Origin of the sequence: Leifsonia sp. TF02-11 (assembly GCF_017565305.1) — a bacterium.
GTDB lineage: Bacteria > Actinomycetota > Actinomycetes > Actinomycetales > Microbacteriaceae > Leifsonia.
The window spans coordinates 210,769-223,722 of record NZ_JAGEKP010000010.1 but is presented as its reverse complement, the minus strand read 5'-3'; the positions used below and the strand labels follow the sequence as shown (position 1 = coordinate 223,722).

General features: G+C 72.3%; 9 protein-coding genes. 6 read left to right on the top strand and 3 right to left on the bottom strand.

Annotated features, from left to right (window positions below; translation table 11 throughout):
- Positions 1-73 precede the first annotated feature (73 nt).
- The 4 genes from metG to JNB50_RS15185 are packed head-to-tail and all read left to right on the top strand — an operon-like array spanning position 74 to position 4,420.
- Complete coding sequence (metG, locus tag JNB50_RS15200; protein ID WP_208041022.1) at positions 74-1,663, top strand: methionine--tRNA ligase; 1,590 nt, start codon at positions 74-76, stop codon at positions 1,661-1,663.
- Positions 1,660-2,589, top strand: coding sequence for a TatD family hydrolase (locus JNB50_RS15195; RefSeq protein WP_208041021.1), 930 nt, complete (start codon positions 1,660-1,662; stop codon positions 2,587-2,589). The genes metG and JNB50_RS15195 overlap by 4 nt, the downstream gene beginning before the upstream one ends.
- Positions 2,586-3,431: a 16S rRNA (adenine(1518)-N(6)/adenine(1519)-N(6))-dimethyltransferase RsmA gene (rsmA, locus tag JNB50_RS15190; RefSeq protein ID WP_208041020.1), complete on the top strand. Its 846-nt coding sequence runs from the start codon at positions 2,586-2,588 to the stop codon at positions 3,429-3,431. Before JNB50_RS15195 ends, rsmA begins: the two co-directional genes overlap by 4 nt.
- A 44-nt stretch (positions 3,432-3,475) precedes the next feature.
- On the top strand, positions 3,476-4,420 hold the full coding sequence (locus JNB50_RS15185; protein ID WP_208041019.1) for a 4-(cytidine 5'-diphospho)-2-C-methyl-D-erythritol kinase: 945 nt from the start codon (positions 3,476-3,478) through the stop codon (positions 4,418-4,420).
- Between the two features lie 197 nt (positions 4,421-4,617).
- Here the strand turns inward: JNB50_RS15185 and JNB50_RS15180 are convergent, their stop codons facing one another.
- A complete protein-coding gene (locus JNB50_RS15180) occupies positions 4,618-7,491 on the bottom strand; it encodes a LuxR family transcriptional regulator (RefSeq protein WP_208041018.1) in 2,874 nt (957 codons plus the stop codon).
- A gap of 157 nt (positions 7,492-7,648) precedes the next feature.
- On the opposite strand from JNB50_RS15180, the gene JNB50_RS15175 reads away from it, so the two are divergent.
- Positions 7,649-9,427: an ABC-F family ATP-binding cassette domain-containing protein gene (locus tag JNB50_RS15175; RefSeq protein ID WP_208041017.1), complete on the top strand. Its 1,779-nt coding sequence runs from the start codon at positions 7,649-7,651 to the stop codon at positions 9,425-9,427.
- A 52-nt stretch (positions 9,428-9,479) separates the two neighbouring features.
- Here the strand turns inward: JNB50_RS15175 and JNB50_RS15170 are convergent, their stop codons facing one another.
- On the bottom strand, positions 9,480-10,142 hold the full coding sequence (locus JNB50_RS15170; RefSeq protein WP_307794736.1) for a GNAT family N-acetyltransferase: 663 nt from the start codon (positions 10,140-10,142) through the stop codon (positions 9,480-9,482).
- Between the two features lie 49 nt (positions 10,143-10,191).
- Between JNB50_RS15170 and JNB50_RS15165 the strand changes: the two genes are divergently transcribed.
- A complete protein-coding gene (locus JNB50_RS15165; protein WP_208041016.1) occupies positions 10,192-11,805 on the top strand; it encodes an acyl-CoA dehydrogenase family protein in 1,614 nt (537 codons plus the stop codon).
- A gap of 7 nt (positions 11,806-11,812) precedes the next feature.
- Here the strand turns inward: JNB50_RS15165 and JNB50_RS15160 are convergent, their stop codons facing one another.
- The gene (locus JNB50_RS15160) at positions 11,813-12,901 is read right to left on the bottom strand and encodes a DUF2207 domain-containing protein (RefSeq protein WP_208041015.1); all 1,089 of its coding nucleotides are present in this window, start codon (positions 12,899-12,901) and stop codon (positions 11,813-11,815) included.
- Positions 12,902-12,954 lie beyond the last annotated feature (53 nt).

Sequence of the window (12,954 nt, the reverse complement as noted above, 5' to 3'; positions counted from 1 at the left end):
AACGACGTGCCCCTCGGCAGCGACCGAAGTAACAACGCCGGCCCACCCCTCGCGCGCCCGTAGGATAGTCAGCATGTCCGACGGCTCCGCGTTCTACATCACCACGCCGATCTTCTATGTCAACGACGTCCCGCACATCGGGCACGCGTACACGGAGGTCGCCGCGGACGTGCTCGCGCGCTGGCACCGCCAGGCCGGCGACGACACCTGGCTGCTCACCGGAACCGACGAGCACGGCCAGAAGATCCTGCGCACCGCGACCGCCAACGGCACCACCCCGAAGGAGTGGGCCGACCGGCTGGTGACGAACGAGTGGCTGCCGCTGCTGAAGACCATCGACATCGCCAACGACGACTTCATCCGCACCACCGACGAGCGGCATGAGAAGAACGTCCAGAAGTTCCTGCAGAAGCTCTACGACGACGGCTTCATCTACGCGGGCGAGTACGAGGCGCTGTACTGCGTGGGCTGTGAGGAGTTCAAGCCGCAGAGCGAGATCGTCGACGGCACGGGGGAGTACGCCGGCCAGAAGGTCTGCGCCATCCACTCGAAGCCGCTCGAGCTGCTGCAGGAGAAGAACTACTTCTTCCGCATGAGCGACTTCGCCGACCGGCTGCTGGCCCTCTACGAGGAGCGGCCGGAGTTCGTGCAGCCGGAGTCGGCGCGCAACGAGGTCGTCTCGTTCGTCCGCCAGGGCCTCAGCGACCTCTCGATCTCGCGTTCGAGCTTCGACTGGGGCATCAAGGTGCCGTGGGACGAGTCGCACGTCGTCTACGTGTGGTTCGACGCGCTGCTCAACTACGTCACCGCTGTCGGCTACGGGCAGGACGACGAGAACTTCGAGCGCCGCTGGCCCGCCACCCACCTGGTCGGCAAAGACATCCTGCGGTTCCACGCCGTGATCTGGCCGGCGATGCTGATGGCAGCGGGCCTGGAGGTTCCGCACCAGGTGTTCGGCCACGGCTGGCTCCTGGTCGGCGGCGAGAAGATGTCCAAGTCGAAGCTCACCGGCATCGCGCCGACGCAGATCACCGACACCTTCGGCTCCGACGCGTTCCGCTATTACTTCCTGCGCGCCATCAACTTCGGGCAGGACGGCTCGTTCAGCTGGGAGGACCTCGCGGCGCGCTACCAGGCCGAGCTGGCGAACGGCTTCGGCAACCTCGCATCGCGGGTGATCGCCATGGTGACCCGCTACTTCGAGGGCATCGTCCCGCCGGCGGGCGCGTACGAGGAGGCCGACCTCCACGTGCAGCAGGTCGTCGCGAAGGCGACGGCCGACGCCGACGCCGCGATGGGCACGCTGGCGATCCACGACGCCCTCGCCGCGGTGTGGACCATCGTCGACGAGCTCAACGGCTACATCACGCTGCAGGAGCCGTGGAGCCTTGCGAAGGACGACGCGAAGCGCGAGCGCCTCCAGACCGTGCTCTACACGGCGGCGGAAGGACTGCGCGCGCTCGCAGTGCTGCTCTCGCCGGTCATCCCGCAGGCGACCGCCAAGCTGTGGACGGCGCTCGGCGCGACGGCCGGGCTCGGCCCGCTGGAGGCGCAGAAGCTGCGGAGCGCCGGCGAGTGGGGCCAGCTCCCCGCCGGCACCGAGGTCAACGGTCTCGAGGCGCTGTTCCCGCGGATCGACGCGGACGCGGTGCCCGCGGCATGACCGACCCGGCGTTCATCCGCCAGCGGCACGTCACCGACGGCCGCGACCTCGCGTATCCTCCGCTCCCGGAGGCGCTGGTCGTGCCCGTCTACGACAACCACACGCACTTGGAGATCGCCGACGGCGACGACCCGCTCGACTACCGCGAGCAGCTCGATCGGGCATCGAGCGTCGGCGTGCGCGGAGTCGTCCAGGTCGGCAACGACGTCGAGACGTCGCGGTGGTCGGCCGAGACGGCGGCGATCGAGCCTCGGATGCTCGCCGCGGTCGCCCTGCACCCCAACGACGCTCCGGACTACGCCGAACGCGGCGAGCTGGACGACGCGCTCGCGGTCATCGCCGAGCTGGCCGGGAGGCCGCGCGTGCGCGCCGTCGGCGAGACCGGCCTCGACTTCTTCCGTACGGAGGAGGGACCGCGCCGCGACGCGCAGTTCGCCTCCTTCGAGGCGCACATCGAGATCGCCAAGCAGAACGACATCGCCCTGCAGATCCACGACAGGGACGCGCACGCCGCGGTCGTCGCGACGCTCAAGCGGGTCGGCGCCCCGGAGCGGACGGTCTTCCACTGCTTCTCCGGCGACGTCGAGCTGGCCGAGATCTGCGCGGAGAACGGCTGGTTCATGTCGTTCGCGGGCAACGTGACGTTCAAGAACGCGCCGGGCCTGCGTGAGGCGCTGCGCGTCGCGCCGCGCCACCTGATCATGGTCGAGACCGACGCGCCGTTCCTGACGCCCACGCCGTTCCGCGGCCGGCCGAACGCGCCGTACCTCATCCCGTACACCGTGCGGGCGATGGCCGAGACCATCGGCACCGACGCCTCCACCCTCGCGGCTCAGCTCAACTCCAACACCGAGCTCGTCTACGGTCGCTGGGACAGCGAGCCGGTCGGAGCCCCGCCCACGACACCCATCGGGATCATCGCGTGAGCGAGCTGCGACTGCTCGGGCCCGCCGAGATCCGCGACCTGGCGGAGCTCCTGGACGTCACGCCCACCAAGAAGCTCGGCCAGAACTTCGTCATCGACGCCAACACCGTGCGCCGCATCGTGCGGGTCGCCGAGGTCGCGGAGGGTGACATCGTGGTCGAAGTCGGGCCCGGTCTCGGGTCGCTGACGCTGGGTCTCCTGGAGGCCGGCGCGCGCGTCGTCGCCGTGGAGATCGACGGCCGGCTGGCCGCCCAGCTACCGGTGACGGTGCAGCAGCTCGCTCCTTCCGCCGCCGACCGCTTGGCCGTCGTGCACCAGGACGCTCTGGCCGTGACCGACCTCCCGGAGAGCCCGGTCCGGCTGGTCGCCAACCTCCCGTACAACGTGTCGGTGCCGGTGCTGCTGCACTTCCTCGAGACCTTCCCGACCCTGCTCTCCGGAGTGGTGATGGTGCAGGCGGAGGTCGGCCACCGCATCGCGGCGGGGCCGGGTTCCAAGGTCTACGGGGCGCCCAGCGTCAAGGCGGCGTGGTACGGCACCTGGCGCACGGCAGGCAACGTCAGCCGGCAGATCTTCTGGCCGGTCCCCAACGTCGACTCGGTGCTGGTGGCCTTCGACCGGCGTGCAGAGCCGCGCGGCGACGAGGCTCTGCGCAAGCGTACCTTCGCCCTGGTGGACGCGGCGTTCCAGCAACGCAGGAAGACCCTCCGCCAGTCGCTCTCCGTCGTCTTCGGCGACCCGACGTCCGCAGCCTCGGCCCTGGAGGCGGCGGGCATCAGCCCGTCGCTGCGCGGCGAGCAGCTCGACCTCGACGACTTCGTGAGACTCGCCGCCATCACCTGATCGGGTGGTCCTCGGAGCACCCGTCCGGTGTGTAGGTTTGAGGCATGGTCGAGGCGGGTACGGGGTGGGACGTGGATGCCGTACATGTGCGCGCTCCCGGCAAGATCAACGTGTTCATGCGCGTCGGCGCCGTGCGCGAAGACGGCTACCACGACGTCGCCACCGCCTACCAGGCGGTGTCCCTCTACGAAGACGTACGCGCACACCACGCCGATGACTTCTCGGTGAGCTTCGGGGGCAGCGTCGACACCAGCGGTCTCGCGACCGACGGCAGCAACCTGGCCATCAAAGCGGCGCGGCTGCTCGCCAAGAAGACCGGCTACACCGGCGGCGTGCGGCTCGAGATCGACAAGCACGTGCCGATCGCCGGCGGGATGGGCGGAGGTTCGGCCGACGCCGCGGCGACGCTCGTGGCGTGCGACGCGCTCTGGGGAACCGAGCTCGGCCGCGACGAGCTGCTTGCGCTGGCCGCCCGACTGGGAGCCGATGTGCCGTTCGCGCTGATCGGCGGAACCGCGATCGGCACCGGCCGCGGCGACCGGCTCAGCCCTGCGCTGGCGACCGGACAGTTCCACTGGGTGCTGGCCCTCCCGGAAGGGGAGCTCAGCACGCCGGCCGTCTACAGCGAGCTCGACCGCCACCGTCAGCGGCACGCGGGCGAGATCGCGCCGGCCGAGCGCAGCCCGAGCGTCGACGCGCCGGTGCTGCACGCGCTGCGTGCCGGCGACCCCGCGATGCTGGCGGAGGCGCTCAGCAACGACCTCCAGGCGCCGGCGATCCACCTGGCGCCGAGCATCGCCGAGGTGCTGGAGCTCGGCGAGCTGAACGGCGCGCTGGCCGGGATCGTGTCGGGCTCCGGTCCGACGGTCGCGTTCCTCGTGGCCGACCTCGACAATGCGCTCGACCTGCAGATCGCGCTCAGCGCTTCGCGTATCCACGCCGTGCGGGCGACGGGACCCGTCCACGGCGCCCGCGTCATCGGCGACTGACCGACCAGACCCCCATCTGAATCGAGTGGCCCCGCACGTCCGGGGCCATGCCCGAGGATGCCCGATCCGTGCCGCATGTCGGGTTGAGACGATTCGTCAAGATGGAGTCGTTTCCACGCGGAGCGGTCGGGCATCCCGGGTGTTCACCACGTTAGCGAGCACTTCCCGTGTCCTCCTAGTGGGGGACGCGAAAACCGTCAACTCTTGACGGGTCGGTCGGTTCTGACGGGTCGACGGCGAGGCAGGGCGAGTGCTCGGAGCTCGCGACGCGAGCGCATCCCGAGCTTGGCGAGGATGTTGCGCACGTGGAAGTTGACGGTCGTCACCGACACGTACAGCCGCTCCGCGATTTCCTTGTTGGTCATCCCGGCGGCCAGCGCGTGCGCGACCTGGCGCTCGCGCGTGGTCAACGGGGCCAGCGGGTCGAGAGCGGAGGAGTGCTCGACGCCGGGAGCGGTGGCTCCGGCGGAGCGCATCGCGTCCAGGAGCTGCACCGCGCGAGCGAGGTAGGCGCTGGCACCCAGCCGCCGGAAGGTCGAGGCCGCCCGCTCGAGCAGCGCTGCGGCCTCGGCGCGGTCCGCCTCGCTGCGGAGTGCGGCTCCGCCGTTCGCGGTAGCACCTCCCGCCACCAGGAGGCGCCCCGCGTCGAGCGCGGCGACCGCCTCCGGGAACGGGAAGCGCGACTCTCCGGCCGCCTCGCGGTAGGCCTGAAGCGCGTCGGCAGTGCGGCCCTCCGCCTCGAGCACGCGGCCCTCGAGCCAGCGCAGCGAGCCGTAGTACGGGCGCCACAGCCCGGGAGCGGCGCAGCGCTCGTAGGCGCTACGCGCCTCGGCGGCGCGTCCCAGCGTCGCGAGCGCGTCGACGCGGTAGGTCAACCACCCCAGCGTGGAGCCGCGAGTCGCGGCTGCCTCCGCGTCCAGTGTCGCGCTCAGCTGGTCCTCCGGGCGGCCGAGCGCCCGCGCCAGCTCGGCCCGCGCCAGGAACGGCAGGTCGCCGTCGTACGATCCCGTGATGCGCGGATCGGCCTTCGCGGCCGAGCGCAGTCGCTCGGCCACCGGCTCCGACTCTCCGCGCCCGGCGCGGACGAGCGTCGACGTCCAGAGCGCGATCGGCCAGCACGACAGGTCGGTCTCGTCGAGTGCGAGCGCGACGGCGGTGTCGGCCAGGGTGACCGACTCCTCCCACTCGCCCACCAGGAACAGGATGTGCGCGTACATCGTGCGCACGAAGCCCGCGGTCCAGCTGCTCGGGAACCGGCGGACCAGTTCGTTCGCCTTCGCCAGGTCGGCGCGCGCACGCTCGATGTCCCCGCCGAGGATCGAGACCCGTGCGCGCGAGACCAGTGCGTCCACCGCGGCAGGGGACTCGTGCTGCGGGAGCATCCGGTCGAGCTCGGCGGTGAGCGGTGCGAAGAGGTCGGGGCGCTGCGCGTGGGCGGCGGAGGTGAGCGCCCAGCCGAGCAGGCGCACCAGGTGCTCGTCCGGCTCGGCGAGCCACCGAAGCGCGGGGTCGGCGACCTCGTCCGGCCGCGGGCACGCGGCGATGTGCTCCCGGGCCGTGTCCAGGTGGTCGAGCACGCCGGCGAAGTCGCCCATCGCCATCAGCACCTTGGGCAGCGCCTCGGCGACGTGGGTGCGGATCGCACGCTCGTCCGGGGTGACGGCGGGAGCGGCCTCCAGCTGGAGGGCGAGCTCCAGGGCGCCCGGCGCGTCCCGCGACAGCGTCCGCAGCTCCAGCAGCACGGCGTCGCGCGCGGGCGACGGCGGCAACGTCTCGATGGCGGGCCGCAGGTCGAGGATCTGCTCGTGCAGCCGGAACCGCATCGCGAGGAGGCCCAGCTCGATGAGCGCCCGCTCGAGCTCCCGGTCGGTGGCGAGATGCATAGCCGAGCGCGCGTAGCTCATCGCCTGCTCGGCCCTGCCCTGGTCGGCCGCCGCGAGCGCCGCGGTGAGCAGCTCGTCGACCAGGCCGGGGTCCGCGGTGTCTGCGGCCTCCACCCTGTGGCGCAGCGCTCGATGGCCGTCGAGCACGTCGGCGGCGACCCGGTGGATCTGGACGCGCCGCTCCACGGTGAGCTCGGCGGCGAGGGCGTCGGCGAGCAGGGCGTGCGCGGGCTCCACCCACAGCACGCCGTCGCGCGGCGTCCCGAGCACGAGACCGCGCGTCACGGCCCCCGGCAGGTCGAGCCGCTCGCCGAGCCGCGCGGCGATGGAACCGGCCACGGGTGCGGGCAGCGGGTCGCGCAGCACGGCGACGAACTCGGCGGCGGTGCGGACTGACGGGTCGGCGCCCTCCAGAGCGGCGGAGATCGCGGAGGCGAGCGGCATGATCGCGGTGTCGGGGAGGTCCCAGCCCGCGGGGTGCAGCGCCTGCGCGAACGTGTCGTGGAGCTGCCCGAGGAGGACGCTGAGCAGCAGCGGGGAACCCTGCGTCGCGTCCGTCAGCCGGGTCGCGGTGCGGCGGGAGACCGCGTGGCCCAGGATGTGCTCGGCCAGCTCCTGCGTGTCCGACACGGTGAGCGGGGTCAGGTCGATGCGCGCGTGGTTGACCGACGACGCCGCCAGGTCTTCGAACACGGCGGACAGGCTGTTCGGCTGGGGGCGCGTCGCGGCGGTGAAGAGGAAGGCGCGGTCGGAGAGCCGGCGCACGACGAATCGCAGGGCGCGCGCCGACGGCTCGTCCACCCACTGCGCGTCGTCCACGATGAGGCACACCGGGCCGGAGACGGCGTCGATCGCGTCGAGCAGCAGCCTCCCGACGGTGAAGGCGTCGTCGTCGGGACCGGGAGGCCGGATCGCCGTCACGCCCAGGCCGACGAGCCCGCGCACCAGGGTCTCGACCGTGGCGTAGGCCAGGTCTGATTCGAACGAGTCCGCGCTCACCCGCAGCACGGTCCAGCCGTCGAGCCGCTGCGCGACGTCGGCGAGCAGGGCCGTCTTGCCGAGGCCGGGCTCGCCCGTGACGAGCACTGCGCCGCCCTGGTCGACGGCGCGATGGGCGACGAGGAGGATGGTCTCTCTGGCACGATCCCGGCCGATCAACGGCCGAGCCGTCGAGTCCAGGTCGGTCACGGTCGCCCCCATCCGCCCGCGCGGGTCAGAAGTCGGGAGTGCGCGGTCCGGTCCGTCGATCATCGCACAACCGGGGCACCGGTCGGTTTCCCCCAAGGTGGGGGAGCGCTGGGCGGCGGTTCGGCCATCCCGCCGCGACGGTAGGCTGGAAGACCGTATGGCTCATCTCCTCGGCGCCGAGTCGCTGCATCTCGAATACCCCACGCGGGTCGTCTTCGACTCGGTGACGCTCGGCGTCTCCGAAGGCGACCGCATCGGCGTCGTCGGCCGCAACGGCGACGGCAAGTCGACGCTCCTGTCGCTGCTCGCCGGGCGGCTCGAGCCCGATTCGGGGCGCGTCACGCGACGGCGCGACGTGACCGTCGGCATGCTCGACCAGCGCGACGACCTGCCCGACGCGCTCACCGTCGGCCGGGCCATCGTGGGCGACCGGGAGGAGCATGTCTGGGCCGGCGACCCGCGCGTTCGCGACGTGCTCGCCGGGCTGATCGCCGACATCCCCTGGGACGCCGCGATCGGCGAGCTCTCGGGAGGACAGCGTCGCCGGGTCGCGCTGGCCGCACTGCTGGTGCACGACCACGACCTGCTGTTCCTCGACGAGCCCACGAACCATCTCGACATCGAGGGCGTCGCCTGGCTCGCCTCGCACCTGAAACAGCGCTGGGCCTCCGGGTCGGGTGCGCTCGTGGTGGTCACCCACGACCGCTGGTTCCTCGACGAGGTGTCGACCTCCACCTGGGAGGTGCACGACGGGATCGTCGAACCCTTCGAGGGCGGGTACGCGGCGTACGTCCTGCAGCGCGTCGAGCGCGATCGCATGGCCGCCGTCGCGGAGACGAAGCGGCAGAACCTCATGCGCAAAGAGCTCGCCTGGCTGCGGCGCGGTGCCCCGGCGCGCACATCCAAGCCGAAGTTCCGGATGGACGCGGCCGCCGCGCTGATCGCCGACGAACCCGCCCCTCGCGACGCGGTCGAGCTGACGAAGCTCGCCACCGCGCGCCTCGGCAAAGACGTCGTCGATCTGCTCGACGTGACGGTCGAGTTCCCGCCGAAGACGGTGCTGCGCGACGTGGAGTGGCGCATCGCTCCGGGCGAGCGCACCGGCATCCTCGGCGTCAACGGCGCGGGCAAGTCCACCCTGCTCGCGCTCGTTGCCGGCACTGTCGAGCCGACGGCCGGCCGGGTCAAGCGCGGCAAGACGGTCAAGATCGCCACCCTGACGCAGCAGCTCGACGAGCTCGACGCCGTGCGCGACCAGCGCGTCAGCGCCGTGGTCGCCGACAAGCGGACGACGTACCTCGCCGGCGGCAAGGAGGTCACGCCGGGTCAGATGCTCGAACGCCTCGGCTTCACGAACGCCCAGCTCTCGACGCCGGTGAAGGACCTCTCCGGCGGCCAGAAGCGCCGCCTCCAGCTGCTGCTGATCCTGCTCGACGAGCCGAACGTGCTCATCCTGGACGAACCGACCAACGACCTCGACACCGACATGCTCGCCGCCATGGAGGACCTCCTCGACGGGTGGCCGGGGACGCTGCTCGTGGTCTCGCACGACCGCTACCTCGTCGAGCGGGTCACCGACCAGCAGTACGCGGTCATCGACGGCGCCTTCCGCCACCTCCCGGGCGGGATCGACGAGTACCTGCGGCTGCGGAAGGAGCGGGGAGCCGCGCCGAGTGCCGTCGCCGCTGTCGCGGCCTCCGCGCCCACGCTGTCGGGGGCGGCCTTGCGCGCCGCCGAGAAGGAGCTGACCTCCATCGACCGCCGCCTCGCGAAGCTGGCAGGCCAGGTCGCCGCGCACCACGAGGCGATCGCGCGCCACGACCAGTCCGACTACGTCGGCCTGGGCCGGCTCACCGAGGAGCTGCGCGCCCTGGAGGGCGAGATCGCCGACCACGAGACCCGCTGGCTGGAGTTGAGCGAGCAGCTGGAGGGCTGAGGCGCGCGTCGGTAACGGAGGAGATCCGCACTGTGCCGCGGCGTGTCGGCAGTCAACGGAGGAGTTGCGCGCGACGCGCGGCCGCATCTCCTCCGTTCGCGACACCGAGGCCGCGCCCGCCGGTAACGGAGGACTTTCCGGCTTCCTGAGGCACGGACTCCTCCGTTAGCTGCTCGCGACCGGCGTGGCGGCTCGAGAGTCCTCCGTTGCCGACGCGTTGTAGTAAGCGTCGGCCGAGTCTGCGCATGCCGATCCGCTCGCGCACCCGCTGCGAGGCCGTGTTGTCCGGGTAGGTGACGGCGACCACCCGCCGGAGGCCGACCAGCGCCGCCTCGACGAGGGCGCCCGCCGCTTCCGTCGCGTAACCGTGGCCCCGGTCCGGATGGAAGTGCCAGCCGATCTCGGTGTCGCCCGACGGCCGCAGCGGCCCCGGGCCGGAAGCGGGGATCGGCTGCAGCATCACGGTGCCGACGGGTTCGCCGGAGGCCGACTCCACCACGCTGAACGCCCGCAGATCGTCTTCGAGCGCACGCAGCCGAGCGACCCGCCGCACAGCGTCAGCGGGGTCGGCCATCACGGCGGGCGTCCGGCCCAGGAAGCGCGCGACCTCCCAGCGTGAGTACAGGTCGAAGGCGAAGACAGCGTCGTCGTCGCGCCACGGCCGCAGCACGAGCCGCTCGGTGCGGAGCTCGGTCGGGATGTGCGCCCGCCCCACCCCAGACCGCCCCTCCAGCCCGGCCGGAGCCCCGCACTAGACTCACCGCATGCCCACTCACACCGTCGTGAACCAGGCCCCGCCGCGCGTCGACCTCGACGAGTTCGCGGCGAACCTCCCGCTCCGGGAGGGGGTCGAGCGCTACGACGCCGACTGGGCGGTCTCCGATCTCGGCGCCGTGGGGCGGCTGGTCGGCTCCGCCGGCTTCCAGGCCGACGCCGAGCGCGCGAACGTGCGTGAGCCGCAGCTGCGCGCGTTCGACCGGTGGGGCGAGCGCATCGACGAGGTCGACTACGACGAGAGCTACCACCGGGTGATCCGCGAGGCCGTCGCGGCCGGCGCGCACACCTCCGCGTGGGCCGACCCGCGCCCGGGGGCGAACGTCGCCCGCGCCGCCGCCTTCATGCTGTTCGCGCAGGTGGAGCCCGGGCACGCGTGCCCCGTCTCGATGTCGCACGCGGCCGTCCCGGCCCTCGCCGCATCCCCCGAGCTCGCGGCCGAGTGGGTGCCGCGCTTGCTGTCGCGGGAGTACGACGGCCGCCTCGGTGCGACCAAATCGTCTGCACTGTTCGGCATGGCGATGACCGAGAAGCAGGGCGGCTCCGACGTCCGGGCCAACACCACCCGGGCGCTCGCCGACGGCGACGGGCGCTGGCTGCTCACCGGCCACAAGTGGTTCTGCTCCGCGCCGATGTCGGACGCGTTCCTGGTGCTCGCCCAGACCGCGGGCGGCCTGAGCTGTTTCGTGGTGCCGCGCGTGCTGGAGGACGGCACGCGCAACGTCTTCCTGATCCAACGGCTGAAGGACAAGCTGGGAAACCGGTCCAACGCCTCCAGCGAGGTCGAGTTCGACGGGACCGTCGGCCACCTGCTCGGCGAGGAGGGACGCGGCGTCCGCACCATCCTGGAGATGGTCAATCGCACGCGGCTCGACTGCGTTCTCGGCACAGCGGCCGGGATGCGGCAGGGCGTCGCGGAGGCCGCCTGGCACGTGCGTCACCGGTCGGCGTTCGGCCGGCGCCTGGCCGACCAGCCGGCGATGACGGCGGTGCTCGCCGATCTCTCCCTGGAGTCGGAGGCGGCCACCGCGGTCGCGCTGCGCCTGGCCCGTGCCCACGACGACGACGCGCCCGACACCGACGTCGCCTTCCGACGTCTCGCCACCGCGGTGAGCAAGTACTGGGTGTGCAAGCGCGGACCCGGCCATGCGTACGAAGCGATGGAGTGCCTGGGCGGCAACGGCTACACCGAGGCGTTCCCGCTGGCCCGGCGCTATCGCGAGCAGCCGGTGATGGCGATCTGGGAGGGTTCGGGCAACGTGATCGCCCTGGATGTGCTGCGCGCGCTGAGCCGTGAACCGGCGAGCGTGGAGGCGTTCGATGCCGAGCTCGCCTCCGCCCGAGGAGCGCACGCCGCGTACGACGCGCATCACGACCGGCTGCGGAGGACGATCGCCGACGCCGAAGCCGGCGCCGACGAGTCCAGGGCTCGGTCGATGGTCGCCGCACTCGCGGTCGCACTGCAGGCCTCGCTGCTCATCCGCCACGCCCCGGCCGCCGTCGCGGATGCCTTCGTCGCCTCCCGCCTCGGACCCGATCGCGGCTCCCTCTACGGGGAGCTCCCCGCAGGCGTGGACACCGTCGCGCTCGCCGGTCGCGCCTGACCGCGCGTCAGGGCCAGGAGCCGAAGAGGTCGCCGATCGCGCCGGCGACGTCGAGGGCGGAGCCGGCGGCGTCGAAGACGTCTCCGACCGAGGAGACGATGTCGACGAGGTCGCCGAGCGCAGCCGCGACCTGGAGGATGTCGCCGGCGGACTGCGCGATGTCGCCGAGGGACGACAGCACCGCCCGATCGAGCCCGTCCAGGTCGATCGCGATCACCTTCGTCCACTCGCGCTCCATGCCGAAGATGACCGCGTACGGCAGCAGCCGCTCGTGGAGCCGGAAGCGCTCGGCAGGGTCGGCCGGTCCTGTGGAGCCGGTCGAGTCGGGAACGGGGGAGGCGACGGCGACCCGTTGCGCGCCGGCGGGCGACTGCAGCGTACGCAGTCGGTCCGCTTCCGCCAGCCGCATGTACTGGCGGAGGCCGTCGAGGTGGGTCCGGCGCTGCGCCGCAGCAGCGGCGAAGCGGCGCGGACGCACGCGACCGGCGACGACGACCTCCGCGATCAGGAGGGCCGACGCCGCCGCCGAGAGGAGCGCGAGCGGCAGGGCGCCCAGAAGTCCGGCCCCGATGAGCGTCGGCAGCGCGATCAGCAACAGGAGCACCCCGAGTCGAACAAGCAGCGGCCCGGCGATGCCGTCCTTCGTCAGCAGGCCGGCGCGCCGAAGCCGCGAGGCCTCGCGCCGGATGAGGTCCTGCACCCGTCGACCGGCCTTGCGCGCGTCCTTGGAGAACCGCCGGGGGCGACCGTCCCGATCGGCGTCGAAGAGCGCGTCGAGCAGCGCCAGGTCGCCGGCGCCGAGAGCATCGGGATCGGGCACCTCGATCGAAATGGTCGGGCGGCGGCGGCGTCGTCGTCCGGCCGGGACGTCGGCGAGCAGGCGCACCCTGCCGTGGACGGCAAGGTCGAGCAGTGCAGCTGCCGCCGCCCGCCGCTCGAGACCCGCGAGAACGGCGTCGGCGAGCACGGTCGCTCCACGCGCGGGCGCGTACTCGACGATCAGCGAGCGCGGCAGCCGTGCCGAGCGGACGGCGGCCGCGATCGCGCAGAGCAGCAGGAGACCCGCGACGGATGCCAGCACGACACCGAAAACCATCGCCCCAGCCTACGGGCGCCGATCCAGCCACTCACACCCCGGTTCAGGGGCTG